This is a genomic window from Scandinavium sp., from assembly GCF_036271055.1.
In the GTDB taxonomy this organism is placed as follows: domain Bacteria; phylum Pseudomonadota; class Gammaproteobacteria; order Enterobacterales; family Enterobacteriaceae; genus Scandinavium.
The window spans coordinates 22,758-48,751 of the sequence record NZ_DATBBJ010000042.1; the positions used below are offsets into that span (position 1 = coordinate 22,758).

General features: G+C 52.1%; 23 protein-coding genes. 11 read left to right on the plus strand and 12 right to left on the minus strand.

The annotated features are described in order from the left end of the window. Positions 1-6 precede the first annotated feature (6 nt). The 6 genes from VH187_RS05970 to VH187_RS05995 all read right to left on the minus strand — a co-directional run bounded on the left by VH187_RS05970 (position 7) and on the right by VH187_RS05995 (position 9,222). A complete protein-coding gene (locus tag VH187_RS05970; RefSeq protein WP_329700570.1) occupies positions 7-3,285 on the minus strand; it encodes a type I restriction endonuclease subunit R in 3,279 nt (1,092 codons plus the stop codon). Position 3,286: 1 nt separating this feature from the next. Then, complete coding sequence (locus tag VH187_RS05975) at positions 3,287-4,324, minus strand: virulence RhuM family protein (protein WP_329700571.1); 1,038 nt, start codon at positions 4,322-4,324, stop codon at positions 3,287-3,289. 39 nt (positions 4,325-4,363) lie between these two features. After that, positions 4,364-5,527, minus strand: coding sequence for a restriction endonuclease subunit S (locus VH187_RS05980; RefSeq protein WP_329700572.1), 1,164 nt, complete (start codon positions 5,525-5,527; stop codon positions 4,364-4,366). Next, a complete protein-coding gene (locus tag VH187_RS05985) occupies positions 5,517-7,040 on the minus strand; it encodes a type I restriction-modification system subunit M (RefSeq protein ID WP_329700573.1) in 1,524 nt (507 codons plus the stop codon). The genes VH187_RS05980 and VH187_RS05985 overlap by 11 nt, the downstream gene beginning before the upstream one ends. A gap of 16 nt (positions 7,041-7,056) precedes the next feature. Then, a complete protein-coding gene (locus VH187_RS05990; RefSeq protein WP_329700574.1) occupies positions 7,057-7,647 on the minus strand; it encodes a restriction endonuclease subunit S in 591 nt (196 codons plus the stop codon). A gap of 207 nt (positions 7,648-7,854) precedes the next feature. Then, entirely contained in the window at positions 7,855-9,222 is a 1,368-nt protein-coding gene (locus VH187_RS05995; RefSeq protein ID WP_329700575.1) for a carbohydrate porin, read from the minus strand. Between the two features lie 530 nt (positions 9,223-9,752). Between VH187_RS05995 and VH187_RS06000 the strand changes: the two genes are divergently transcribed. Further along, positions 9,753-10,715, plus strand: coding sequence for a fimbrial protein (locus VH187_RS06000; protein WP_329700576.1), 963 nt, complete (start codon positions 9,753-9,755; stop codon positions 10,713-10,715). A gap of 39 nt (positions 10,716-10,754) precedes the next feature. On the opposite strand, the gene VH187_RS06005 is transcribed toward VH187_RS06000, so the two are convergent. Further along, positions 10,755-11,303 (minus strand): helix-turn-helix domain-containing protein, encoded by a 549-nt coding sequence (locus tag VH187_RS06005; RefSeq protein ID WP_329700577.1) that lies wholly within the window; start codon positions 11,301-11,303, stop codon positions 10,755-10,757. Between the two features lie 113 nt (positions 11,304-11,416). Between VH187_RS06005 and VH187_RS06010 the strand changes: the two genes are divergently transcribed. The 6 genes from VH187_RS06010 to VH187_RS06035 all read left to right on the plus strand — a co-directional run bounded on the left by VH187_RS06010 (position 11,417) and on the right by VH187_RS06035 (position 17,262). Next, positions 11,417-12,079 carry an AzlC family ABC transporter permease gene (locus tag VH187_RS06010; RefSeq protein WP_329700578.1) on the plus strand — a complete coding sequence of 221 codons (663 nt, stop codon included), beginning with the start codon at positions 11,417-11,419 and terminating at the stop codon, positions 12,077-12,079. After that, complete coding sequence (locus VH187_RS06015; protein ID WP_329700579.1) at positions 12,079-12,402, plus strand: AzlD domain-containing protein; 324 nt, start codon at positions 12,079-12,081, stop codon at positions 12,400-12,402. Before VH187_RS06010 ends, VH187_RS06015 begins: the two co-directional genes overlap by 1 nt. Positions 12,403-12,553: 151 nt before the next feature. Further along, positions 12,554-13,000: a PTS fructose transporter subunit IIA gene (locus VH187_RS06020; protein ID WP_329700580.1), complete on the plus strand. Its 447-nt coding sequence runs from the start codon at positions 12,554-12,556 to the stop codon at positions 12,998-13,000. 13 nt (positions 13,001-13,013) lie between these two features. Continuing rightward, positions 13,014-14,468 (plus strand): PTS fructose-like transporter subunit IIBC, encoded by a 1,455-nt coding sequence (locus VH187_RS06025; protein WP_329700581.1) that lies wholly within the window; start codon positions 13,014-13,016, stop codon positions 14,466-14,468. Beyond that, positions 14,449-15,510 (plus strand): aminopeptidase, encoded by a 1,062-nt coding sequence (locus VH187_RS06030; RefSeq protein ID WP_329700582.1) that lies wholly within the window; start codon positions 14,449-14,451, stop codon positions 15,508-15,510. The genes VH187_RS06025 and VH187_RS06030 overlap by 20 nt, the downstream gene beginning before the upstream one ends. Positions 15,511-15,516: 6 nt before the next feature. Next, positions 15,517-17,262, plus strand: coding sequence for a putative frv operon regulatory protein (locus VH187_RS06035; protein ID WP_329700583.1), 1,746 nt, complete (start codon positions 15,517-15,519; stop codon positions 17,260-17,262). Between the two features lie 42 nt (positions 17,263-17,304). Here VH187_RS06035 and VH187_RS06040 read toward each other — a convergent pair whose 3' ends face one another. Beyond that, the gene (locus VH187_RS06040) at positions 17,305-17,517 is read right to left on the minus strand and encodes a YdgH/BhsA/McbA family protein (protein ID WP_110511886.1); all 213 of its coding nucleotides are present in this window, start codon (positions 17,515-17,517) and stop codon (positions 17,305-17,307) included. Between the two features lie 128 nt (positions 17,518-17,645). Continuing rightward, positions 17,646-18,482 carry a formate dehydrogenase accessory sulfurtransferase FdhD gene (gene fdhD / locus VH187_RS06045; RefSeq protein ID WP_329700584.1) on the minus strand — a complete coding sequence of 279 codons (837 nt, stop codon included), beginning with the start codon at positions 18,480-18,482 and terminating at the stop codon, positions 17,646-17,648. Between the two features lie 195 nt (positions 18,483-18,677). Between fdhD and fdnG the strand changes: the two genes are divergently transcribed. Genes fdnG through fdhE form a run of 4 tightly spaced genes read left to right on the plus strand, consistent with a single transcriptional unit; the run spans position 18,678 to position 24,201 of the window. After that, positions 18,678-21,728, plus strand: coding sequence for a formate dehydrogenase-N subunit alpha (fdnG, locus tag VH187_RS06050; protein WP_329700607.1), 3,051 nt, complete (start codon positions 18,678-18,680; stop codon positions 21,726-21,728). Between the two features lie 12 nt (positions 21,729-21,740). Further along, positions 21,741-22,643 (plus strand): formate dehydrogenase subunit beta, encoded by a 903-nt coding sequence (gene fdxH / locus VH187_RS06055; RefSeq protein ID WP_329700585.1) that lies wholly within the window; start codon positions 21,741-21,743, stop codon positions 22,641-22,643. Then, complete coding sequence (fdoI, locus tag VH187_RS06060; RefSeq protein WP_329700586.1) at positions 22,640-23,275, plus strand: formate dehydrogenase cytochrome b556 subunit; 636 nt, start codon at positions 22,640-22,642, stop codon at positions 23,273-23,275. Before fdxH ends, fdoI begins: the two co-directional genes overlap by 4 nt. Continuing rightward, positions 23,272-24,201 carry a formate dehydrogenase accessory protein FdhE gene (fdhE, locus tag VH187_RS06065; protein ID WP_329700587.1) on the plus strand — a complete coding sequence of 310 codons (930 nt, stop codon included), beginning with the start codon at positions 23,272-23,274 and terminating at the stop codon, positions 24,199-24,201. The genes fdoI and fdhE overlap by 4 nt, the downstream gene beginning before the upstream one ends. Before the next feature lie 36 nt (positions 24,202-24,237). On the opposite strand, the gene VH187_RS06070 is transcribed toward fdhE, so the two are convergent. The 3 genes from VH187_RS06070 to fabY form a co-directional block, all read right to left on the minus strand. Then, positions 24,238-24,609 (minus strand): type II toxin-antitoxin system VapC family toxin, encoded by a 372-nt coding sequence (locus VH187_RS06070; RefSeq protein ID WP_329700588.1) that lies wholly within the window; start codon positions 24,607-24,609, stop codon positions 24,238-24,240. Positions 24,610-24,611: 2 nt separating this feature from the next. Further along, positions 24,612-24,854 (minus strand): CopG family transcriptional regulator, encoded by a 243-nt coding sequence (locus VH187_RS06075; protein WP_329700589.1) that lies wholly within the window; start codon positions 24,852-24,854, stop codon positions 24,612-24,614. A gap of 172 nt (positions 24,855-25,026) precedes the next feature. Further along, a complete protein-coding gene (gene fabY, locus VH187_RS06080) occupies positions 25,027-25,968 on the minus strand; it encodes a fatty acid biosynthesis protein FabY (protein ID WP_329700608.1) in 942 nt (313 codons plus the stop codon). Positions 25,969-25,994 lie beyond the last annotated feature (26 nt).

The following is a 25,994-nucleotide window of genomic DNA, read 5'->3' on the forward strand; positions in this document are numbered from 1 at the left end:
TTCCCTTCACACCACGCTCAGCCCGACCCGGGTGATCTGCACCACCATTTCGACAATGCGATTCACCTGATCCATGCCGCCGCCAATGTTTTTGCACTCCAGGAACATCTTCGGTAGCAGGTTTTTTCGAATGTCGGCCTCGATATTCTGTGGATTAACAGAGTTTTCAGACACGGATTGGGTCACCAGTTCGTCAACGGCAAAGGCCAGTTTGCTCCAATGGGTTTGTACCTGTTCATCTGCAATATCAAAAACCTGCGGCAGGATTTTTTTAAACACGCCGTAGTAAGCCTGCGCATGGTGATTACCGCCAAAAACATCCGGAATGCTCTCCAGCGTTCGGGACTTCACCTGTTCCTCAAGCGCATCAAATATCAGATACTGTTTTATAGGGTGGTCAAACAGACTTTCCGCTTCTTCTATCGCTTTTCTGAGCAAGGATGAGAATGCTTCCTGCGCATAAGGATCGTCACGCAACGTCTGCTCAATCATTCTGGTTACCCGCGTTTTAATGATGTCCGTTTCATTACGCGTTTTATCTTCAGACCAGGTTTCAGGTGCCAACCGTTTCCCCATTCTGTTGACTTCATAAACACCGGCAGGCTCCCGAACCTCAACACCCACTACATGTTTATCGAGTAATTTCTTCACTTGCCCGGCGTACTCACCATAATCCACGCTTTCACCGGCATCCTGTTTAGCCAACTGCCGCAGACTGGAAAAGTTTTTCAACGCCTCTTTATAATGCTGTCGGTCCGCTTCGCTGAAACTCTTATCTTCAAAAAACGTCACTGACTGAAGCGCGACTTTAAGGCAGCTAGCGAAAGCCGTCAGCGCCTGGTAGAAGTCTTCCCTGACTTTGAGATTCACATCAACCAGTTCCCCGTCGCGATCTTCTATTTTCGGCACTAAAACCTGACGCATTTGTTCATGGTCATGCTTATTTTTGACGTCTTTGAAGATAGCCCACAGCGTTTTATACAGCTGCGGTAAGCGCTTATATTCGCTGCTCATCGCACGGTATAAGCCTGAGATATCATTGATGTCATAGCCTCCCTGTGTGCGAGAGGCCAAATCCTGATATTGCGCGAGGGTGGTATCCAGTTCCGCCAGAATGCCCCGATAATCAATCAACAGGCCAAATTCTTTCTCCGGATGCAGACGATTAACGCGAGCAATCGCCTGAATCAGGTTATGGCCTTTGAGGGGTTTATCGATATACAGCACCGTGTTTTTAGGTTCATCAAAACCGGTCAGCAGCTTATCAACCACAATCAGTATTTTCAGCGCATCGTCATCCGCAAAGCGCTCAACTAAATGGCGGGTCCAGGCTTTTTCATCGGTTGTGCCGACATTCTCTTTCCACCACCGACTGACTTCCGGCATTGACTGAACGTCGATATCGGTATTTCCCTCACGGGTATCCGGCGGGCTCATGACGACGGCCGATTCAAATAGCCCAATCTCATCGAGATATTTTTTATATTTAATCGCCGACGCTTTACTGTCGCACGCCAACTGCCCTTTCAGGTGATTTCCCATGTGCTTTGAGAAATGGTCCGCGATATCTTCCGCAATTAACCGAATACGATCGTCCGCATGGTAAACCTGCCCCTTTTGCGCATATTTACGTTTCAGATCAGTTTGCTGCTCTTCAGTCAGCCCTTGCGTGATCCGCTCGAACCCTTTATCAATCGCGCGCGCGTTAGTGTCTAAATCGGGCTGCCGTTCTTCGTACAATAACGGCGTCACCGTGCCGTCATCCACCGCACGTTGCATGGTGTAAGCGTGCACGATGGGGCCAAATTTATTGGTGGTTTTATCGTCTTTCAGCAATGGCGTACCGGTGAAAGCAACAAACGCCGCATTCGGCAACGCCTGTTGCATGCGAATATTGTTTTCCCCGCCCTGGCTGCGGTGGCCCTCGTCGATCAGCACAATAATATCCGCGCTGGTATTCACGCATTCCGGCAAGCGCGTGGCTGTATTAAATTTGTTGATCAGCGAGAAAATAATGCGTTCGGTGCCGCTACCAATTTGCTCCGCCAGACGCACGCCCGTGGTCGCCATCGCCAGCTTGCGGTCGTTTTTCCCGGCAAGCTCACCGCCAGACGCAAACGTATTACTGAGCTGCGTTTCCAGATCGGTTCGGTCCGTCACCACCACAATCCGGCACTGCTTGAGGCCTTCGACCATCAGCAGTGCCCGGCTCAACATCACCATGGTGAACGACTTGCCAGTACCGGTCGTATGCCAGATAACGCCCCCTTCGCGCCCACCGTCAGACCGTTTGGTGCTGATGCGTTCAATCAGGCGCTTAATGCCAAACACCTGCTGATAACGGGCAACAATTTTGCCCACTTTCTTATCAAACAGAGTGAAAAGACGCGTCATTTCCAGAAGACGAGCGGGGGAAAGCAGGCTGATAAATAATTGATCCTGTTTACTGACCACCAGCCCACCGGCCCGCCAGGTCTCATACCACGCCAGATCGCCTTCGTGGCGATGCGCAAACAGAGCACTGACTTGTTCTGGCGTAAGAAGCGTATTTTTTAACGTCTGCATGAGCGCGTCGGAGATGTCTTCTTCACGCCAGGCAGCCCAGAATTTTTGCGGCGTACCACAAGTGCCATAGCGCCCATCAATACCATTAACCGACAACAATAACTGGCTATAGGCAAAAAGACGGGGGATCTCGTCAACCTGTTGGTTTCGCAGGCTCTGGGAAATACCTTCCTCGACGGTCGGCCCTTTGCTGCTGTGGCTGTCAGGGCGTTTAGCCTCAACAATGACCAGTGGAATACCGTTCACAAAACAGACAATATCAGGCCGACGCACGCCAATACCGGACGCGCGCGTGACGGTAAATTCATCAGTAAATAAGAAGCTATTGTTGGCTTCATCCTGCCAGTCGATAAGCGACACAGTGGTGCTGACCTTTTTACCGTCCACAAACTCGGTAACCGAAATACCGTACAGCAGATGGTTATACAGTTTTTCGTTGGCGGTGCTCAGCCCTTCATTCAGCGCCGGGCTGCACACCTCATGAATCAGGTTATCGATGGATTTTTCCGACAGCGGATAATCCTGACCCGCAAAGGTAAAACGGCGTTTAGCGAGCTGCTGGCGCAACTCTGTACGCAGCACCACTTCATCGGCCTTACCGTTGCGGGCCATCAGCGCCTGTGCAGGATTGAGATAAGACCAGCCCATTTGGCTCAGCAGCACCAGCGCCGGATATTTAGCGCTGTAGGCTTCCTGAAATTTTGGCGGCAATGCATGCATCTTAGCGGTCCTTTTTTTCTTTGCTGGCGATGGCGCGTAAAACGTCGATATTACAGCGCTCACCTTCTGCTTCTTTTAGACGACGTCGGCGCAGTGCAAAATCATCAAAGGTGTGTTGCGCTTTTTCATCCGCCTTTTTTTTGCTGATTGAGCCACCATTGGTCAATATTTCACGATCGTTAAAAGCCAGGAACTGGTCGAGTTTCGTTTGCCAGTCCTGCAGAAAGACCTGCTGACGGCGTCGAGCCTGATCTTCGGCGAAATCCAGCCACATGGAGACAATGCGGTTCAGCTCATCGATTTCCGTTTCGCTGAGGTAATTTTTGGCAATGGTGACATCGGTGCGACGCACTTCATCATATTTAAAACTGGTCAGCCCCATATTGGGCAAGCTGGCATCCACGCGCTGTGCAATGAGTTCCGCTGCGGTTAACCCCGTGCTGGCGTAATGCAGTTTATTTTGAATGACGCGGAAAAAGAGCGTGGTGTCTTTATTCGAAGGCTGGTAGTCCGCTGCCATCGTGAATATATCCAACACGCGCAGATAAACACGCCGTTCGCTGGAGCGAATATCGCGGATGCGTTCCAGCATCTCATCGAAGTAATCAGGCACCCGCGATTTGCCGACCGGCGGGTTCTTCAGGCGTTCGTCATCCATCGCGAAGCCTTTAATCAGGTACTCTTGCAGGGTCTGCGTTGCCCATTGGCGGAACTGCGTACCGCGCGAAGAGCGCACGCGATAGCCAACAGAAAGGATCAACGGCAGACTAAAATATTGAACATTATAGTTTTTACCATCAGCGGCAGTTGTTCGGTAAAACCGAACAACTGAATTTTCATCAACTTCACCTTCGGCAAAGATATTGCTGATATGCTCGCTGATCGTCGCTTTGGCCTTGCCATAGAGATCGCCAATCATCGCCTGAGAAAGCCACAGCGTCTCCGACTCAAAACGGCACTCCAGCCGTACTTTCCCATCAGCTGACTGAAAAAAGATGAACTCCCCTTCAGGTGCCGGAGAAAGAGATGAATGGGTCATAACGTTATCCTTAATGTTGTAGAGTCAGAGAGCGTGACGTTAAACCACCACGCGCCGCTTGCCAGTTAATAACTGCTGCATCAGCGCCTGTTTTTCCTGCTTCAAACCCGCGAGTTTTTGTTGATACAATTCGATTTCGCGGTCGGCAGCTGTTAGGACCTGGGCAATTTTTTGTTGTTCTTTTAAAGGGGGTAGATTAATTTTTACTTTCTTAATAGCATTACCAAAAATTTGGGGCTGCGCTGAACCTGAAATAACGTCATTAAACCCTCTAAATGTAAGCAGATGATAAATAAATTCATATGAAGTTATTTCATTATCTATTTCATCAAGGCACATTGAATTGCCTGTTATATAACTCCTCGCAGGAATAAGTGATACTTCTCCGCAGGTTGACCCTCGACAAGTTACAGTTACTGTTTCTTCCTCGTGGTTGAATTCACTGTAGTAACCAATAAAACCATTCGCTCCATAAACAGGAAAACCGTCATCCAATAACTCAGATGATGTGATCGTAGCCCATTGCTGTGGCTTTGAAATCTCTCCTAAAAACTTCAGCTCCCATTCCCCATCAAATCCTGGAAGCCTGCGCTGATGTGTTAACAACTCTTGCATCAGCGATTTTTTCTGCTGCCGAGCAGTGCTGATCAACTGTTCTGTAACAGAAATAGCCTTATCCCAAGTTGAGAGGATTTTGGCGATTGTCTGTTGTTCACTATAAACGGGAACCCCTAACTTAAGTTTTTTAAAATAAGGAAGTCCAATGGTCTTTATTGTAGAGCCAATCGCTTGGCGTTCAAACTCAGACTTCATTGATTGCAACCAATAATATAAAAACCAGCTATTCATCTGACATTCATTGTCACATTGCCATGCAATAAAGTGTTGGCTTACAGCCATTGGTTCGGCTAATACAGCACTTTTTCCAACACCCGCATCTCTGGAAACAACAACCGTCTCCTTTGGATGAACAACTGCAGAAGATTTTTTAATTCCTAAATCAGATATTTCTTTATCTGTTTTGGAAATATAACCTTTATCTAATCTACTGGAATCACTTAATGAAACCCATTTTATGCCGCCATTCCAATATTCAGGGAAGTTTTTACTAGGAGTATGACCACTTCCTCTTTTAGCCACAGAATCTAGCAAACACATTTTCCAGCCAGCGGGTAGTATATTTTCACTCATTTCACGCGCCATAACCCAGCTCCTTCAGATACCCCGCCATTTCGACTTCCAGCGCATCCAGTTCTTTCTTTAACGCCAGACGCTCGGTGCGGACTGCCATCAGGTCGATCTCTTCTTCTTCCTCAAAAGTATCCACGTAGCGCGGGATATTGAGGTTGTAGTCGTTATCGCGGATCTCCTGCAACGTGGCGAGGTGCGCGTACTTCTCTACGTTATCGCCGTTGCGGTAGGTTTTGACGATTTTGGCGATGTTCTCAGCGCTGAGCTGGTTCTGGTTTTTACCGGAAGTAAACTCGCGGCTGGCGTCGATAAACAGCACGTTTTCATCGACCTTCTCTTTTTTGAAGATAAGGATTGCTGCCGGAATACCGGTGCCGAAGAACAGTTTTTCCGGCAGGCCGATAACCGCGTCCAGCAGGTTTTCTTCAATCAGCTTTTCACGGATTTTGCCTTCCGTTGAACCTCGGAACAGTACGCCGTGCGGCACCACCACGCCCATGCGTCCGCTTTTCGGTTTCAGGGTGTCTATCATATGCAGAATAAACGCGTAATCGCCTTTGGTTTTCGGCGGCACGCCGCGCGCAAAGCGCCCAAAGCGATCGCTTGCCGCATCTTCATGGCCCCATTTATCGAGGCTGAACGGCGGGTTGGCGGTCACGATATCGAACAGCATCAGATCGGCGTTTTTATCCAGCAGTTTCGGGTTGCGAATGGTGTCGCCCCACTCGATTTTGTGGTTGTCTTCGCCGTGCAGGAACATGTTCATTTTGGCGAATGACCAGGTGGAGCCAATCGCTTCCTGACCGTACAGCGCATAGCTTTTACTGTTGTGGTTGTCGCGCACTTTGCGACCGCACTTCATCAGCAGTGAAGCGGAGCCACACGCCGGGTCACAAATCGTATCGCCCGGTTGCGGGTCCAGCAGCTCAGCCAACAGGTCAGACACTTCCGGCGGGGTATAAAACTCACCGGCTTTTTGCCCGCCGCTGGCCGCAAAGTTTTTAATCAGATACTCATAGCCGTTGCCGATCACGTCCAGCGAGCCTACGCGGCTGGGTTTCAGGTTAAGCTCTGCTTTGGCGAAATCTTCCAGCACCTGGCGCAGAATGGTGTTTTTCTGTTTTTCTTCACCGAGTTTGTCGGTGTTGAACGAGATATCCTGGAACACGCTTTTACCGGAGTCTTTCAGCTTGGTGCCGTTAGCTTCTTCAATGGCGTGCAGCGCCTGGTCAATACGCTCGCCGTTGCCCGCTTCATGACGGCGTGCATACAGCGCGTAAAAACTGGCCTCGGGCGGCAGAACAAAACGTTCGTTTTTCATCATCTCGCGGATCAGATCCGGCTCGTCGCCATATTCGGCTTTATAGCCGTCATAATGGTCCTGCCAGACGTCTGAGATGTATTTCAGAAACAGCATGGTGAGAATGAAATCCCGATAGGTATCAGGACTGATGGTGCCACGGAAGGTATCACACACTGACCACAGCGCCTTGTTGATGCTGTCCTGATTAACTTTTTCACTCATGAAGATGGCGTCCTTATTAATGCGTCTTCGTTGACGCTAAATCACTGGCAACGGCAGCAAGAATGCGCTCACCGTTGGCTATTAACTGTTCTGCTGTCTGACGTTCTTTCGCGATCGTGCGGGCTAACGCCACGATACTTTTTTGCGTGGCTAAGTCGGGTAAAGCAACCGGCACCTCTTCCAGCACCGTGCGGCGAATACTTTTGGTGAGCGTGCCTTCCGCACTTTGCTCAAAGTAGCGCTGACTTTGCCCCTGATTGAGCCACCAGACGACAAACTCCGGTAAAACATCCTGCCGCTTGATACGGGCTACATAAAAATGAGGGGCGGCCAGCGCCGTGCTTTTCGGGCCATTTTCATCCACCAGAACCGCATAGTTACGGTTTCCACGAGCGGCGACAAGAATGTCGCCAGGGCATAGCCCGTCAGGCTCGCGTTTATTTTCAAGCTCGGTTCTGATGCAGCTCTGCCACTGAATATCGCCCTGAGGAGAAATGTCTTTCATCTGCACCACGACGATTTCACCTGCCGATGCTTCTGGGACTTTCCCGCGAAACGGATAGCCTGCATTAATATTCGCGAGCTCTTTTAACAGGCAATGTTCCACTTACCACTCCACTTCATCATCGATGATGCAGAATAATGATTGGCAGCAACTGATAAGTCAAACGCTTTTCTGTTTCATAAGCATTGATGCAATAAATTAGTGATGGTTGTAACAAAACGCCTGAAGGGAGAGGGATAAAACGAAATAAGAAGGGGTACAAAATACCCGGCAGGGCTGCTACCGGGTAGGTGGTTTGACGTTATGTCATCAGAAGAAATATTTAAACCGCACGCGCCCGCCGTAACGATCGTCGTCGCTGCTGGCGCTGCTGTCACCTTGCAGTTTCGACCAGTAGGCCCCGAGGTAGATATTGAAGTTCTGCATATCCATTACGTTAGGGATTTGGTAGGACGCATGAATGGTGTGAATGTCGTAGGTGCCTGCTTCATCAAACAAGCAGTCGTTATCACAAACCATGCCGTTGTATTCATCAATCTTGTTATGCGCGTAAATATAACCCAGCTCGAAACGATGCCATAAGGCGTTGGCTCCGGCGGTGAAATCTTCTTCGCCCGATGCATCCATATAGGCCGTGTTGAGATTGAACACGACGCCGTTTTCAGGATCATTTTTCAGGCCGTTCCAGGTCATTGTCATACCGTAGCCGGTACGGTCGGACTGATCGATAAAGCGGCCGTTTACGTCATAATAGCCATAGGCATTGTTGACCACGTTGCTTTCCATCGCAGCCGCCACCGAGAATGCGCCTTCACTCCACGACACCACCGGGCGCATATAGGCGACATTTTTCTGCTGCTCCATATTACGACCGTGATAATCGCTCTCGTTGTACAGCGAGGTTCCGTCTTCCAACAAAGTATTCAGCTCGAAATACCAGTTATCGATCTGTTTGCTCATCAGGAAGTTGCCGCCATCGTTGGAACGGCCACGACCTTCTTTCATCATGTAGATGTAACCATGACCGTCGTCATACAGGTCATTGGCGGTATCACCCGAGTGCTCAACAAACGTATCCTGGTTGAGTGGGAACATGTCGTATGCTTCGAAACGCCCGACTTTCACTTTCCAGTCTTGTTCCTGACCAAAGAAGAACACCGCATCATCGAGATTCATTGAGCCGTGCATATCGGCCAACGGTTGCGCGGAGAAACCAGCGAAATAGCCGTTCTGCAATTTCCGCATGCCATCAAACCCAAGCAGGATGCGTCCATTCAAATCCCAACGTTCGTTGCTGTCATCCTGGTTGGAAATGATTGAGCCGTGGCGACTTTCAGCATCCATATTGAATTCCACATCACCATAAACTTTCAAATCACCATAGCCGGAAAGCGATAATGCGGGGGTCGTCGCATTTTTCACCGTTTCAGATTTTGGCGTGACGCTTTGTACTTCTACATTTTCCTGAACAGCTTTAATTTCTTTTCTGTCTGCAATTTGCTGCGCTTTAAGCTGCTGCACTTCTTTTTCAGCTGTTTGCGCTCGGTTCTCGGCAGAGATCAGCCGTTCTTCCAACAGTTGCAGACGTTGCTCAACGGTCAGTGATGATGATTTTGCCGTGCTTGAATGGGCTACCAGTAATAACCCAACAGCAATAGCCAGGGTGGTTTTCTTCATACGCGACGTTCCTTGAGGCAATAATAGGGAAAATGTACTCCGCATCGAGTACATATATTTGCGATTGATAGATTTCTAATTGTTATTATTTTGAGAAATACAACAGTGGTGAGTAAGCGAATTTTGCCACTCAGAACCGCTGGATAAACACATCGCAAAAAACCATATTATTAAGAGCACATCAAAGGAATTAAAAATAAGCAACAACGTGAGCCAGATAACACACTTGTTATTTGACATATAAAAAACAAATGAATAAACAAAAAATCACGCATTATTATTGATAGCGTTTATTAGTTGTTTCCGTAGTTGCACTTTATTAAGGGTTTTACGTGACATTGGAAAAGCTGAATCCTTCATATTGAGAGCAAGAAGAAAGCAGTACTAAAAGAGATGAATTTTCGCTAGAGAACTCAAGCCTCACCTGGATATCATAGCGTTCTATTCAAAGCACATACGCAATACTTCAGCAACATTAATGCTCCTTCCAATCGCCATAGCCACCTGATTTAACTGTAGGAATTTCGATTTTGAATTTGTTATTTCGTTACTTCTGGATTTCAAAAAGTAAGATATTCACCCTTATCTTGCTCTGCTTCTCTTTGCCCTCAATGGCGACATGTTATTTTTCCACGGGTGTCAGTTACCAAACGAGATCATTTCATTTTGGCCCTGTTACTGTGCAGCGAGATGCAGACGTTGGTACAGTCCTTGCCACTGCCTACCAGTCCTCGCCCTGGGATTCAGGTGAGCCCGGCATTAGTATGTACGGCTGTGATACGGCATGGACAGAGCATGATAACCTTGGGATTTACACAGAGGCCTCTGGTGTCTATAAGACATATAATACGAATGTCCCGGGTATTGGCATAAGAGTTAAAGACGGTGTTATTGTCACTTCCGCGATCCCGTCAGATATGAAGTATAGGGCCGGTGTTTATACGAGTGCGGAATGGTCGATGCATGCCCAACTCATTAAAACCGGGCCGGTGACTGCCGGTACAATCAACCCCGGCGTGGTTTTTAAATTATTAGCGGATTCAATGCCTATAGCAGAAATCACGCTTGATAGCTCAACGAAAATCATTCCTGTCGCCTGTTCCGTTTCCAGTTCATCAACTATCACAGCCGCCTTAGGTAATATCACTCTGGATAACTTTACAGGCGTAGGCAGTCAGGTTGGAAAGAAAGGCTTTGAAGTCGGCTTACAATGCGACCCCGATGCGAATATCAATGTATCATTAACCGGCGTACAGAATAGTGACACGACGGATAAAAGTGTGCTAGCAATTGGTGACTCGACAGCCAGCGGCGTGGGTGTACAAATTCTCTATAATGACCAACCTCTTCAATTAAATAAAAATATCGTCTTAAAGCAATCGGAAGGTGGGCAAGAACTGTTTCCGTTTAGCGCGCAATATTATCAAACCAAAGCAAGTGTGACCGCCGGGCCCGCTAACGCCGTTGCAACGCTTAATTTTACTTATCAATAACGGCTGAGCCACTTTCGCCCGAAAGCGCTCATAATTACATTAATTCTGCTCGGCCACCAGAATCGCCAGCGTGTCGTCTTCCAGCGCCTTAAAAACATGTTCCTGGTCGGCTGGATAGCAAATGTAATCCCCTTCGTTTAACTCTTCCGGGGCATCTGTCAGCCCAACCAGCGCGCGGCCCTGCGTCACAATAATATGCTCAACGGAACCCGGTGGATGCGGCTGAGAGATGCGGTCTGCGCCAGGTTGCGTCATCAGCAAGTAAATATCGCGACGTGCGCCCGGCGGGCAACTTGCCAGCAAAATAGCCTGATAGTTGGCCTGCTCAGCCACCACTTTTGTGCCTTCACCGCGACGAATAACCTGCGTTGTCGGTGTTTGCGGCTCAAGCAGCCGGGCAAAAGGAATATCCAGTGCGACACAAAGCGACCACAGCGTTTCCAGGCTAGGATTGCCATTACCTGCTTCCAGCTGTGACAGCGTAGATTTAGCAATCCCGGCGCGGCGCGCGATTTCCGCCAATGAAAGCCCGGTTCGCTGACGCTCTCGCACCAGACTTTTGGCGATCATGCTGATTGGCTGTGTCATTCACGGCTCCGTATTTCTCGCAATAAAGTGTAAATCGAACGAATCGTTCGTCTTGTAAAACGATCTGACAGCGTTCATTATAATGGAAACTCGTTCGATATGGCCAAAATTGTATGTTCAGACGTTACTTCCCCAGCCTGAAAGGCGACACCATTAAAGCAATCCTGCTGGTCGATATCGCCGTCGGCGTGGTCGGCGTTTCCTATGGATCGCTGGCGATGTCGTGGGGCTTCCCGCTTTGGGTGCCACTTGCGCTTTCTACTCTGGTGTTAGCCGGTGCGTCTGAATTTATGTTCCTCGGCATCATCATCAGCGGCGGAAATCCGTTGGCTGCGGCTGCTGCGGGATTATTGGTTAACGCCCGCCATATCCCATTTGGTGTCGCGGTGCGCGATCTGGTCGGTAAACGCGCCGCCGGCTTGCTTGGCTGCCACATCATGAACGATGAAAGCGTGGTTTTCGGCATGTCACAGCCGACTGCCGAACAACGTAAAGCCGCTTATTGGCTTTGCGGCTGCGGCGTGGCCATCCTCTGGCCGCTCGGCGTGTTGCTGGGTAGCGGCGTCGGGAAATTATTGCCGTCACCGGAAACCATTGGCCTTGATGCCGTATTCCCGGCGATTCTGGTCGCGCTGGTGATCCCGGCCTTTAAAAAGCGCACCACGCTTATCCGCGCGATGAGTGGCGCGGTGATTTCACTGGCGGCGGTGCCGCTTGCCCCTGCTGGCGTGCCGGTGTTGCTGTCATTGTTCGGCCTTTTCGCGAGGAAGAAATAATGGGCGAGACTTTATGGATTATTGCCGGGATCGTGGTGCTGTCCGTCGGGACTTACCTGATGCGTTTTGGCGGTACAAAGCTCGGCAACAAACTGGCGCTTTCCGAGCACTCCCAGGCGTTGCTCAATGATGCCGCCACCACGTTACTGTTTGCCGTCGCGCTGGCCGCCACTTTCTTTGAAGGCAGCCATTTCGCAGGCAGCGCTCGCGTCATCGGTGTGGCGGTCGCGGTGTTCCTCGCCTGGCGCAAAATGCCGCTGATTGTAGTGATTGTCGCCGCTGCCGTTGTGACGGCGTTGCTGCGCTACTTCGGCCTGCATTAACCGCTCAGCACATTCGGGCTTTATGGCCTGAGTGTGCGCTACCCCGCAAAACTTAGCGCTGTTTCTGTCATCCCCGGCTGACATAATGCCCGTCAGCTTTCCTGGCGCTCATCGCTACACTGAGAGTCTGTTTTTTAGACGGACTTTCAGCATGGCGCTTCTCACTCCCGACTGCATCAATCTGAACATCAGCGGCAATACCGCCTACTCGATCCTCAAGCAATTGGCCGACATGGCTTACGCGCGCGGCTTTGTTAGCGATAAAAGCCAATTCCTGCAAACGCTGCTTAAACGCGAAAAATTGCACTCAACCGGCTTTGGTTCAGGCATCGCCGTCCCGCACGGTAAAAGCGCCTGCATCAAACAGCCATTCGTTTTGTTCGCCCGCAAGACTGAATCCGTTGACTGGCAGGCCGCCGACGGCGAACCGGTCAACTGCTGGATTTGCATCGGCGTGCCGCAGGAAGGGGAAGAAAATCAGGTGAAGATGATTGGCGCGCTGTGCCGAAAAATTATCCACGCCGATTTTATCAGCCAGCTGCAACAGGGCGATGTCAGCCACATCCTGACGCAGCTTAACCAGACGCTCAGCGAGTAAAAAGGAACCTCTTATGGAATCATCATTACGCGTTGTTGCCATTACCAACTGCCCGGCGGGGATCGCGCACACTTATATGGTCGCCGAAGCGCTGGAGCAAAAAGCCCGTCAGCTCGGACACACCATTCGCGTGGAAACGCAGGGGTCGAGCGGCGTTGAAAACCGTCTGAGTGACGCTGAAATCGCCGCCGCCGATTACGTCATACTCGCCACCGGACGCGGCATCAGTAACGATGATCGGCAGCGTTTCGTCGGCAAAAAAGTCTATGAAATCCCTATCTCGCAAGCGCTGAAAAATATCGATGGCATTTTCCCTCAGTTAGCCACCCATTCGCAGACGTTCACCGCAGACAGCAGCATGAAGCTCGGTAAACAGGACGTGGTGCAGGGCAGCGTGATGAGCCACCTGATGGCGGGTGTTTCTGCTGCGCTGCCGTTCGTGATCGGCGGCGGTATTCTGGTTGCTATCGCCAACATGCTGGTGCAAATGGGCTTGCCGTATACCGATATGGCGAAAGGCGCCCCGTCGTTTACCTGGGTTGTCGAATCCATCGGCTATCTCGGTTTCACCTTTATGATCCCGATTATGGGCGCGTATATCGCTTCGTCGATTGCCGATAAACCGGCGTTCGCCCCGGCGTTTTTGGTCTGCTATCTCGCCAACGATAAAGGTTTGCTCGGTACACAATCCGGCGCGGGCTTCCTGGGTGCAGTCGTGTTGGGGCTGGCAATCGGCTACTTTGTGCTGTGGTTCCGTAAAGTGCGGCTCGGCAAAGCACTGCAACCGCTGCTGGGTTCAATGCTTATCCCCTTCGTCACGCTACTGGTCTTTGGCGTGCTGACGTACTACGTCGTCGGGCCGTTTATGTCCGATGTGATGGGCGGTTTACTGCATTTCCTCAACACCATTCCGCCCTCAATGAAACTCGGCGCGGCTTTCCTGGTCGGCGCGATGCTGGCCTTTGATATGGGCGGGCCTATCAACAAAACCGCCTGGTTCTTCTGCTTCTCACTGCTCGAAAAACACATTTATGACTGGTACGCGATTGTCGGCGTGGTGGCGTTAATGCCGCCAATGGCTGCGGGTATCGCCACATATCTGGCACCAAAGCTGTTCACTCAACAGGAAAAAAGCGCTGCAAGCAGTGCGATTGTGGTGGGTGCAACGGTCGCGACTGAACCGGCCATTCCCTACGCACTGGCAGCGCCACTGCCGATGATCACCGCCAACACACTGAGCGGCGGTATTACCGGCATGTTGGTTATTGCCTTCGGCATTAAGCGCCTCGCGCCAGGGCTGGGCGTGTTCGACCCGCTGATCGGGCTGATGTCGCCCGTTGGCTCGTTCTATCTGGTGCTGGCGATTGGGCTCGCGCTCAACATCTCTTTGATTATTTTGCTGAAAGGTCTTTGGCTGAAACGTAAAACCGCTAAACAGGAAACCGTCCATGAACAACGAACTGCTTAAACAACTGTGCGACGCCACCGCCGTGAGCGGTGATGAACAGGAAGTTCGCGATATTTTGCGCGCAACGCTGGAAAAAAGTGCAGACGAGATTGGTTTCGACGGCCTCGGCAGCTTTATCGCCCGTAAAGGCAACCGTGGCCCGAAAGTGGCGATTGTCGGGCATATGGACGAAGTCGGTTTTATGGTCAGCCACATCACCGACGACGGTTTTCTGCGTTTCGTGACTATCGGCGGGTGGTGGAGCCAGTCGATGCTTAACCATCGCGTCACCGTGCGTACCCGTTCAGGGCAGCATATTCCGGGCGTGATCGGCTCGGTTGCGCCTCACGCACTCACTGAAAAGCAAAAGCAGCAGCCGGTCGAGTTTGACGAGATGTTTATCGATATTGGTGCTAACAGCCGCGAAGAAGTGGAGAAACGTGGTATATCGATGGGTGATTTTGTCAGCCCGGAGGCTAATTTTTCCAAATGGGGCGACGATAAAATTGTCGGTAAGGCGCTGGATAACCGCGCCGGATGCGCCTTGATGGCAGAGCTTTTTCTCAGCGTAAATAACCCAAACATTACGCTGTATGGCGTGGCGAGCGTGGAAGAAGAAGTGGGCCTGCGCGGGGCGCAAACCTCGGCGGAGCATATCAAACCGGACGTTGTGATTGTGCTCGATACCGCCGTGGCAGGCGATGTGCCGGGCATTGATAAGGTGAAATTCCCGCTGAAATTGGGCAGCGGTCCGGCAGCAATGCTGTTTGATAAGCGTTATTTCCCGAACCAGAAATTAACCGCGCTGCTGAAAGCGTGCGCCGCTGAGACAGAATATAACGTGCAGTGCTGCATCATGAAAACGGGCGCCACCGACGGCGGTCGCTATAACGTGATGGGCGGCGGGCGTCCGGTGCTGGCGTTGTGCCTGCCCACACGCTATCTGCACGCCAATAGCGGGATGATTTCTGAAAATGATTATGACGCTTTGTTTACGATGACTCGCGCACTGTTGCAGAAGTTGGATGGTGATACGGTGGCGGCTTTGCGGGATTTCAGGTAAACACGGATGCTTAACGAACGTCAGCTTTCCCTTCTGGTCAAACTGGAGCATCAACCGAGTTCCTTAGCGGAGCTGGCGCAACAAGCTGGCGTTTCGGCGCGCACCGTTTCGCGTGATATTGATTATCTGAATTTCACCCTCAGCGGCCGTGCCCGCGTGACCAGCCAGGGCAGCGCGGGCGTACAGCTGGAAATCCTCGACCGAAAGCACTATTTCCAACTGCTCCAACGTCATGATAACGACGACCAACTGCTGGCGCTGCTGTTGCTCAACGGCTTCACCACGCGCCTCCAGTTGGCCGATGCGCTCAGTCTTCCGGAAACGTTGATTGCCGATAAGCTCGTTAAATTGCGTCAACGTTACGAAAAAGTATTCAGTATCGCCGGGCGGCCCGGTGTGGGCTATTTCATTGATGAACCGGAATCACGACAGATCCTTATTCTCGCTAATCTATTGAAAAAAGACCCGTTCATCTCCCCTTTGACGGGCTTTAACTTCGCCGCCGTTGAACGGTTAACGTCATCCCTTTCTTCACTCCAGGCCTGGCCTGCGGTTGAGCATGAGTATGTTGTCAGCGTCGTGCTTGCCGTGTGGGCAATGCGCAACCTGTTGCGCGGCACCGCGATAAAAAAAGCGGATCACGAAGTGGCGTTGTGCATTGAAAATGCTGGGTTTTATTTCAGCGAAAAAGCCCTTAACGCGCTTATTTCGTTGCTGGATGAATTGCAGTGTCAGGCCACTAGAGTGACGCCAGAGTTGATTCAGCAACTGTTAGCCGAAACGCTAAATGCTCACCCAGGCGGCGTGCTGGACGAACAACTGATTGAAGATTTAACCGGGCATATTACTCGCTGCGCGGCATCGCCCGTGTGGATCGCAGAAAGCCGTCAGGGTAGCATGAATAACCTGAAAGCCGCATGGCCGGTGGCTTTTGACATGAGCATTCGCTTTATTGGGTTACTACGGGAACAGCAGGGAATTATCATCCCGGACAGCGATTTGATCGGCCTGTACTTTGCCTGCGCGCTGGAACGCCATCAGACCGATCGGCGGCCGGTCATTCTGCTGGCTGAGCAAAACGCGATTGCCACCATCAATAAACTGGCGATTGAGCGCGATGTGTTGAACTGCCGGGTGCATATCGCGCGGAGCGTGGCAGGGCTGGTGGGGCTTCTCGAAGAAATCCAGCCCGTCTGTATTATCAATAACAGCCATCTCGTTCTCGATGAAAGCATCAATAATGTGCTGAATATTCGCAATATCATCACCCCGGCCGGCATTAGTCAGATTCGTGATTTTCTCGATACGGTATTTATTCGGCAAAATCTCGACCGACTGTTTCCTGTTGAAGGCTGTTTTCACGATGAGAATTTGCCCGAGGACACGTGGCTTGAGATTTGCGCCCGGGTCAGCCAGCGCCTGATGAAGCAAGGCCAGTTAACCGCTGATGAAGCCTGGCGAATTTGCCAGCGCGAGCAGGAAGGGGAAAATCTGATCGTCAACCAGCTCGCGATCCCCCATTGCTGGAGCGAGAAAGAGACGTCATTCCGTGGTTTTTTCATTACGCTTTCCCACCCGTTGATAGTCAATCACGAGCCTGTCAGCCATTTGCTTATCGCCTGTGCCAGCGCCTCTGCGCGCCATGAACTGAAAATATTCAGCTATCTCGCAACGGCGTTATACAAGCATGTACCGGGGAAAATCGCGGGTTTGAAAAGTGCGGAAGAATTTGTGCGTTTACTGCGGGAATAAAACCTGTCCCGGGCTCATGAAGAGCCAGGGACAGCGGCTGTTTTATTTGTTCAGTTCAGCGGTCATGTGTACACGGTTACCGGTGAATGCCTGGGTAATGGTGTAAGAAGACGCGCCTGCTTCTTGAGCCTGTGCGGCGATTTTGGCTTCTGCGCCGTCAATGGTTGAAGACGTTGCGGTCACGGTTTGTGCAGCGAATGAACCAAAAGAAGTAGCCAGAGCGATAACTGCGACAAAAGTTTTGATGCTTTTCATGATGTAAACCCTTTCGTTAAGTTGTGTTGGTAAGGCGTGTCGCCTTGATGTGATAAATAGTAGTCTCACATTCACCCAACGAATAGCGGAAGGTTTTGCTTACGTCATTCAATTTTTCTGACCAAAAATTACACACCCAAAAGCCGCTGTGGATGGGTATAAATTGTTGCCCTGCCCGGTTTGCAAAAGCCCACCAGCGTCAGGTTGCAGCGTTCGGCCACTTCCACCGCCAGCGTGGTGGCGGCTGAAACAGCAAACAGAATTTCCACACCGCACATCGCCGCTTTCTGCACCATTTCATAGCTGGCGCGGCTGGAAACCAGCACCGCGCCCTGATGCCATTCGTCACCTTCATCGGCACGACGGCCCAGCAGTTTATCGAGCGCAACATGGCGACCCACATCTTCAAGACCGCCCGCCAGCTTGCCGTCCGGCATCACCCACGCTGCGGCGTGCGTACACCCCGTCATGCGGCCAACCGGTTGCACATCATTCAAATGCTCAAGCGCGAGATCAAGGTATTTGAGGCTGAACGACTGAGTAAATGGCAGCGGTGCAATCGGCCTGCCGACATCGTTCAACTGCTCCACACCACAAACGCCACAGCCCGTACGCCCGGCCAGCGCCCGACGACGCTCTTTCAGCGCCATAAAGCGGCGGCTCGAAATCTCGATCTGAACTTCCAGCCCGTTACAGACCTGCACCACATCCATGCCGTAAATTTCTGAGCGGGTATCGATAATTCCTTCGGATAATGAAAAACCGACGGCAAACAGCATCAGATCTTTGGGTGATGCCATCATGACCACATGGGAAATGCCGTTGTAGACCAACGCCACGGGCACTTCCTCCGCGAGCTCATCTTGCTGAGTGTGCTGCAAATCCTGACGTTTCCAGAGACTCACCTGGCGCAATCCAGTGATATCACTCACATTACCAACCTGTTCTGCTGAATTTTCGTTCACTTTGTATTAACCGTATTGGAACAAACCTACACACACTGTGGTATTCTGAAGACATATCCCTCCGGGAAAGAGGGAGATTTACCCTAATTCTGAACCTTTGCGGCAACGACCGCAAAGTTTAATAACAATCCATCCCCCGAGCGGTTTTTGGTATTGAAGGGCGAAGGGGAAGCAATGTCGAAACAAGGAGTGACCATGCAGGTCAGCAGAAGGCAGTTCTTTAAGATCTGTGCTGGCGGTATGGCAGGTACAACGGCAGCGGCTTTGGGCTTTGCCCCGAGCGTCGCGCTGGCGGAGACACGGCAGTACAAACTGCTGCGCACCCGTGAAACCCGTAACACCTGCACATATTGTTCTGTCGGTTGTGGGCTGTTGATGTACAGCCTCGGTGACGGAGCAAAGAACGCCAAAGCATCCATCTTCCATATTGAAGGGGACCCGGATCATCCGGTAAACCGTGGGGCGCTCTGCCCGAAAGGTGCAGGTCTTGTGGATTTCATCCACTCCGCAAGCCGCCTGAAATACCCAGAATACCGTGCACCAGGCTCCGATAAATGGCAGCAAATCAGTTGGGACGACGCTTTCGAGCGCATCGCCAAACTGATGAAAGCCGACCGTGACGCCAACTTCATTGCACAAAACGCCGAAGGCACCACCGTTAACCGCTGGCTCTCCACCGGTATGCTGTGTGCGTCTGCGTCCAGTAACGAAACCGGCTATTTAACCCAGAAATTTACCCGCTCGCTCGGCATGCTGGCGGTGGATAACCAGGCACGCGTCTGACACGGACCAACGGTAGCAAGTCTTGCTCCAACATTTGGTCGCGGTGCGATGACCAACCACTGGGTGGATATTAAAAACGCCAACCTGGTCGTGGTGATGGGCGGTAACGCCGCTGAAGCGCATCCTGTAGGGTTCCGCTGGGCGATGGAAGCCAAAATCCACAACGGCGCCAAACTTATCGTTATCGATCCGCGCTTTACGCGTACAGCATCGGTGGCGGATTTCTACACGCCAATTCGTTCTGGCACGGACATTACTTTCCTGTCCGGGGTTATTCTGTATCTGCTGAATAACGAAAAAGTTAACCGTGAATACACCGAGGCGTACACCAACGCCAGCCTTATCGTGCGCGAAGATTACGCGTTCGATGACGGTCTGTTCTCCGGGTATGACGCCGAACACCGCAAGTACGACAAAACCAGCTGGAACTATGAGCTGGACGAAAACGGTCATGCTAAACGCGATACCACGCTGACTCACCCACGCTGTGTGTGGAATCTGATGAAGCGACACGTTTCCCGCTACACGCCGGAAATGGTTGAGAAAATTTGTGGTACGCCGAAGGCCGACTTCCTGAAAGTTTGCGAGTACATCGCCGAAACCAGCGCGCACGACAAAACCGCGTCGTTCTTGTATGCACTGGGCTGGACGCAACACTCCGTGGGCGCACAGAACATCCGTACCATGGCGATGATCCAGTTGCTGCTCGGCAATATGGGCATGGCCGGCGGCGGTGTAAACGCCCTGCGTGGTCACTCCAATATTCAGGGTCTGACCGATATCGGCCTGCTGTCACAGAGCCTGCCGGGCTATATGACGCTGCCGAGTGAAAAACAGACTGACCTGCAAACCTATCTCACCGCCAACACGCCTAAACCGCTGCTAGAAGGCCAGGTGAACTACTGGGGCAACTATCCGAAGTTCTTCGTTTCGATGATGAAATCGTTCTTCGGCGACAAAGCGACAGCGGAAAACAGCTGGGGCTTTGACTGGTTGCCGAAGTGGGACAAAGGCTACGACGTCTTGCAGTATTTCGACATGATGTACAAAGGCCAGGTGAACGGCTATCTCTGCCAGGGCTTCAACCCGGTAGCATCGTTCCCGAACAAAAACAAAATTGTGGCCTCGTTGTCGAAGCTGAAATTCCTTGTCACCATCGATCCGCTAAATACGGAAACCTCGACCTTCTGGCAAAACCACGGCGAGTCTAACGACGTTGACCCGTCGAAAATCCAGACCGAAGTGTTCCGTCTACCGTCGACCTGCTTCGCCGAAGAAAACGGTTCTATCGTCAACTCCGGTCGCTGGTTGCAGTGGCACTGGAAAGGCGCGGATGCCCCAGGTATCGCCAAAACCGATGGCGAAATTCTGGCCGGTATTTTCATGTGTATGCGTGAGATGTACGCCAAAGACGGCGGCCCGGTGCCAGAGCCGGTGCTTAACATGACGTGGAATTACTCCACGCCGGATGAACCTTCGTCAGAAGAAGTGGCGATGGAGAGCAACGGGAAAGCGCTGGCAGACATCACCGACCCGGCAACGGGCGCGGTTATCGTCAAAAAAGGTCAGCAGATTAGCTCGTTTGCTCAATTGCGCGACGATGGCACCACCGCCAGCGGTTGCTGGATCTTTGCCGGCAGCTGGACGCCAGACGGCAACCAGATGGCGCGTCGCGATAACGCCGACCCGTCAGGCCTTGGCAATACACTTGGCTGGGCATGGGCGTGGCCGCTCAACCGCCGCATTCTGTATAACCGCGCTTCCGCTGACCCGCAGGGTAAACCGTGGGATCCGAAACGCCAGCTCCTGAAATGGGACGGCGCGAAATGGGGCGGCGTGGATATTCCGGATTACAGCACCGCCGCACCAGGCAGTGACGTTGGGCCGTTTATCATGCAGCCAGAAGGCATGGGTCGTCTGTTTGCACTCGATAAGATGGCGGAAGGTCCGTTCCCGGAACACTACGAGCCGTTTGAAACGCCGCTCGGCACCAACCCGCTGCACCCGAACGTCATATCGAACCCGGCCGCACGCGTGTTCAAAGACGATCTGGAAGCAATGGGTAAAGCCGATAAGTTCCCGTATGTTGGGACCACTTATCGTCTCACCGAGCACTTCCACTACTGGACCAAGCACGCGTTGCTCAACGCCATCGCGCAGCCGGAACAGTTCATTGAAATTGGTGAGAAGCTGGCGACCAAACTCGGTATCGGTCATGGCGATATGGTGAAAGTCACCTCCAACCGTGGCTTTATCAAAGCCAAGGCGGTGGTGACCAAACGTATTCGCACGCTGAAAGTGGACGGTCAGGACGTCGATACCATCGGGATCCCGATTCACTGGGGTTACGAAGGGGTGGCGAAGAAAGGCTTTATCGCCAATACCCTGACGCCGTTTGTGGGCGATGCCAACACCCAGACGCCGGAATTCAAATCCTTCCTCGTGAACGTGGAAAAGGTGTAACGGAGACGACTTATGGCTTATCAATCGCAAGATATCATTCGTCGTTCCGCGACTAACGGTTTCACGCCCGCGCCTCAGGCGCGGGACCACCAGCAGGAAGTGGCGAAGCTTATCGACGTCACCACCTGTATCGGCTGTAAAGCCTGTCAGGTGGCCTGTTCCGAGTGGAACGATATCCGTGATGAAATCGGCAGCAACGTTGGGGTGTACGACAACCCGGCAGATTTGACCGCCAAATCATGGACCGTGATGCGCTTTTCGGAAGTCGAGCAGAACGACAAACTGGAATGGCTGATCCGCAAGGACGGCTGTATGCACTGCGCCGATCCGGGCTGCCTGAAAGCGTGCCCGGCGGAAGGGGCTATCATCCAGTATGCCAACGGCATTGTCGATTTTCAGTCCGAGCAGTGCATTGGCTGCGGCTATTGCATCGCGGGCTGTCCGTTCGACGTGCCGCGCCTGAACCCGGAAGACAACCGCGTCTACAAATGTACGCTATGCGTAGACCGTGTCACCGTGGGCCAGGAACCGGCATGCGTGAAAACGTGCCCAACCGGCGCTATCCACTTTGGTTCGAAAGAGGATATGAAAGTGCTGGCGGGCGAGCGTGTCACCGAACTGAAAACGCGCGGCTACGACAACGCAGGACTGTACGATCCAGCCGGGGTTGGCGGTACACACGTGATGTATGTGTTACATCATGCCGACAAGCCGAATCTGTATCACGGCCTGCCGGAAAATCCGCGAATCAGCCAGACCGTTAAGTTCTGGAAAGGTATCTGGAAACCGCTGGCCGCAGTAGGCTTTGCGGCGACCTTTGCCGCCAGTATCTTCCACTATGTCGGGGTCGGACCAAACCGCGCCGATGAGGAAGAGGACAATCTGCATGAAGAGAAAGACGAGGTGCGCAAATGAAACGTCGTGACACCATCGTGCGCTACACCGCGCCGGAACGCATCAACCACTGGGTCACCGCCTTCTGCTTCATTCTGGCGTCGGTGAGTGGGCTGGGCTTTTTCTTCCCGTCATTTAACTGGCTGATGCAGATCCTCGGCACGCCGCAGCTGGCGCGCATTCTGCATCCGTTCGTTGGGGTGGTGATGTTCGCGTCGTTCATCATCATGTTCTTCCGCTACTGGCACCACAATCTCATCAACCGTGAAGATATCTTCTGGGCGAAAAATATCCGCAAGGTTATCGTCAATGAGGAAGTGGGCGACACCGGGCGCTATAATTTCGGTCAGAAATGCGTGTTCTGGGCGGCGATTATCTTCCTGGTGCTGTTGCTGGTCAGTGGGGTGATTATCTGGCGGCCATACTTTGCGCCAGCGTTCCCGATCCCGATTATCCGCATCGCATTGCTGCTGCATTCATTTGCTGCAGTGGCGTTAATTGTGGTTATTATGGTGCATATCTACGCCGCCCTTTGGGTGAAAGGCTCCATTACCGCAATGGTGGAAGGCTGGGTTACCAGTAAATGGGCGAAAAAACATCACCCACGCTGGTACCGTGAAGTCCGCCAGAAAGAGGAAAAATCGACCGAATGAGTATTCGCATAATCCCGCAAGATGAATTGGGGAGTAGCGAGAAACGCACGGCGGAAGGCATTCCGCCGTTATTATTCCCGCGACTGAAAAACCTCTATCACCGCAGAGCGGAACGCCTGCTGCAACTGGCGCAGGAAAACCCGCTCGGCGATTTTCTGCGCTTTGCGGCGCTGATTGCGCACGCTCAGGAAGTGGTGCTGTACGACCATCCTCTGGAAATGGATCTGACCGCGCGCATCAAAGAAGCCGCCGCTCAGGGCAAGCCACCGCTGGATATCCACACCCTACCGCGCGATAAGCACTGGCAAAAGCTGTTGCAGTCGATGATTGCTGAGCTTAAACCCGAGATGAGCGGCCCGGCACTGGCTGTTATCGAGAATCTTGAGAAAGCTTCCGATACTGAACTGGAAGAGATGGCGAGCGCACTGTTCGCATCTGATTTTGCTGCCGTTAGCAGCGACAAAGCCCCGTTTATTTGGGCTGCACTGTCGCTGTACTGGGCGCAAATGGCGAACCTGATCCCCGGCAAAGCGCGCGCGGAATACGGTGAACATCGTCAGTTCTGCCCGGTGTGCGGTTCGATTCCGGTATCAAGCGTGGTGCAAATCGGGAGTTCACAAGGGCTGCGTTATCTGCACTGCAACTTGTGTGAGTCCGAGTGGCACGTAGTGCGCGTGAAATGCAGCAATTGCGAGCAGAGCCGCGATTTACACTACTGGTCACTGGATAACGAGCAGGCCTCTGTCAAAGCCGAAAGCTGTGGCGATTGCGGAACCTATCTCAAAATCCTGTATCAGGAAAAAGACCCGAACGTCGAACCTGTCGCCGACGATCTTGCCTCACTGGTGCTGGACGCACGTATGGAACAAGAGGGCTTCGCCCGCAGCTCCATCAACCCGTTCCTGTTCCCTGGGGAAGGCGAGTAAAGACCGCTAACAAGCCGGGTGCGTAAGTGCCCGGTTTTAACGTTGATAGGGTGTGAGGACGCCGGGAATACCGGAAAAATCCTTCGTATTTCGCGTAATCAAGGCGCAATTTCTGGCCTGAGCGCTGGCGAGAATAATCGCATCCGGAAGTTTCATACCGTATTCACTTCTCAGTGAAACGCTGCGCTCCGCAATCTCCCTTGATATCTCGATCACTTCAAAAGCCCCCATCACGGCAAGTGTTTGGGCTTCCTGATTGTATTTTCGAGCACCCACCATCACCTCCATCCAGGAGATCAAACTGATAGCCCGATGAGAAGCGCCGTTTTCGATGGCATCTGCGGCTTCGGTACGGTTGTTCAACAAGTCGATGAGAATATTGGTGTCGAATACTGCCATGCGTTCCATGCTCACCACTCCTCACGTATTTTTCGCTCATATTCCAGACCATCTTCAACGCCGTCGCCCCATAATCCGAGCGCTTCACGGATGACCGATGAACTCTGCCGATCCAGATATTGTTCCACCGCCTCGCGCAGTAGTTCTGCACGCGACTGATTTCTCAATTGCTTAAGATTTTCAAGCCGTTGAAGAACATCATCTGATAGATCGATCAATATCCTGGCCATATGCAATTCCATCATCATGCTCATATATCACCCTAGTATATCATCAGTGGTTAATTTTAAGGCAACATACGCCTTAAAAAACCGGAATTAAAGTAAGGTGTTGTGGCATAAGTCAATTTTGCGAGGCGCTTTCCAGAATGAGAAATACAAGACGTGGCCCGCCCCATCAATGCAGCGGGTGAGTGAGGGTTATTCTTTATTCTTCCTCGTTACCGCCCTCTTCCAGCGGTCCGAAAGGTTTGGCTGGCAGGACGATAAAGATGCCTTCAAAGATAGCGCCGGACGTGTCATCGCCGAACAGTTCAACCTGCAACTGCACGCGAGCTTTGCGGCCACGCGCCAGGCGGTCGAGGTCGCCGCTGAGCGACCCTAAATCGGCGATAGCGCTCGGTCTGCCACTGATTGGGTTGCTGTAGCGGATATGAGCGTCAGCCAGAATGATGGTCCCGCCGAGGTGGCGTTCGCGCAGCATCAACCAAATTAATCCCCAGCCGGTCAGCGTGGCGAGTGAGAACAGGCTCCCGGCAAACAGCGTGTTATGCGGATTCTGATTGCCGATTTCCGGCATGGTGGTAATGAATTTTTGCCCGGTGTACTGCTGAATGCGCACCCCCATTTTTTCGCTCAATGGGATATGTTCATACCACGCCTGTTGCAACTGCCCACACCAGTCGCCGCGATGCAAAATGTCATCCAGCGTCGCGACAGGTTTGATCATCAGAAAATGTCGCACCGGAGTAGTTTGTGGAGTGGTGATTTCCCCCTGGTTCTCAAAACCGAGCTTGGCAAAAAACTCCACCGCGTCTTCGCGGGCGCTACAGGTGACGCGCTTTACGCCTTCCTGGCGCGCTACGGATTCCAGCGTCATCGCCATCAGTGTGCCGAGACCTTTATCCTGCACGGTAGGGTCGACGGCCATAAAACGAATCGAGGCTTCATCATCAGCATTGATGTACAACCGTCCGACCGCCACCAGGTTACCCGCTTCATCCATCACCATTTGATGATGCGCCATGGCGTCCCAGGCATCACGCTCTGAGCCCTGCGGCTGATGCAGCGGCTTGCGCAGCATCTCCCAGCGAAAGTGGTAATAACGCGCTAATTCTTCTTCCGTTTGCGGTACTCGAAGGTGATACATAGCGGCACTCTCTTTAGTGGCTCGCG

What these genes read in the sequence shown, in the direction of transcription:
- VH187_RS06015 (WP_329700579.1), top strand. Translation starts at nt 12,079, where the DNA reads ATGGGCGAGACTTTATGGATTATTGCCGGGATCGTGGTGCTGTCCGTC.
- fdhE (WP_329700587.1), top strand. Translation starts at nt 23,272, where the DNA reads ATGAGTATTCGCATAATCCCGCAAGATGAATTGGGGAGTAGCGAGAAA.
- VH187_RS05985 (WP_329700573.1), bottom strand. Translation starts at nt 7,040, where the DNA reads ATGAGTGAAAAAGTTAATCAGGACAGCATCAACAAGGCGCTGTGGTCA.
- VH187_RS06020 (WP_329700580.1), top strand. Translation starts at nt 12,554, where the DNA reads ATGGCGCTTCTCACTCCCGACTGCATCAATCTGAACATCAGCGGCAAT.
- VH187_RS06070 (WP_329700588.1), bottom strand. Translation starts at nt 24,609, where the DNA reads ATGGAACGCATGGCAGTATTCGACACCAATATTCTCATCGACTTGTTG.
- VH187_RS05975 (WP_329700571.1), bottom strand. Translation starts at nt 4,324, where the DNA reads ATGACCCATTCATCTCTTTCTCCGGCACCTGAAGGGGAGTTCATCTTT.
- VH187_RS06010 (WP_329700578.1), top strand. Translation starts at nt 11,417, where the DNA reads ATGTTCAGACGTTACTTCCCCAGCCTGAAAGGCGACACCATTAAAGCA.
- fabY (WP_329700608.1), bottom strand. Translation starts at nt 25,968, where the DNA reads ATGTATCACCTTCGAGTACCGCAAACGGAAGAAGAATTAGCGCGTTAT.
- VH187_RS05970 (WP_329700570.1), bottom strand. Translation starts at nt 3,285, where the DNA reads ATGCATGCATTGCCGCCAAAATTTCAGGAAGCCTACAGCGCTAAATAT.
- VH187_RS06025 (WP_329700581.1), top strand. Translation starts at nt 13,014, where the DNA reads ATGGAATCATCATTACGCGTTGTTGCCATTACCAACTGCCCGGCGGGG.
- VH187_RS05980 (WP_329700572.1), bottom strand. Translation starts at nt 5,527, where the DNA reads ATGGCGCGTGAAATGAGTGAAAATATACTACCCGCTGGCTGGAAAATG.
- VH187_RS06075 (WP_329700589.1), bottom strand. Translation starts at nt 24,854, where the DNA reads ATGAGCATGATGATGGAATTGCATATGGCCAGGATATTGATCGATCTA.
- fdoI (WP_329700586.1), top strand. Translation starts at nt 22,640, where the DNA reads ATGAAACGTCGTGACACCATCGTGCGCTACACCGCGCCGGAACGCATC.
- VH187_RS05995 (WP_329700575.1), bottom strand. Translation starts at nt 9,222, where the DNA reads ATGAAGAAAACCACCCTGGCTATTGCTGTTGGGTTATTACTGGTAGCC.
- VH187_RS06040 (WP_110511886.1), bottom strand. Translation starts at nt 17,517, where the DNA reads ATGAAAAGCATCAAAACTTTTGTCGCAGTTATCGCTCTGGCTACTTCT.
- fdxH (WP_329700585.1), top strand. Translation starts at nt 21,741, where the DNA reads ATGGCTTATCAATCGCAAGATATCATTCGTCGTTCCGCGACTAACGGT.
- VH187_RS06030 (WP_329700582.1), top strand. Translation starts at nt 14,449, where the DNA reads ATGAACAACGAACTGCTTAAACAACTGTGCGACGCCACCGCCGTGAGC.
- VH187_RS06005 (WP_329700577.1), bottom strand. Translation starts at nt 11,303, where the DNA reads ATGACACAGCCAATCAGCATGATCGCCAAAAGTCTGGTGCGAGAGCGT.
- VH187_RS06035 (WP_329700583.1), top strand. Translation starts at nt 15,517, where the DNA reads ATGCTTAACGAACGTCAGCTTTCCCTTCTGGTCAAACTGGAGCATCAA.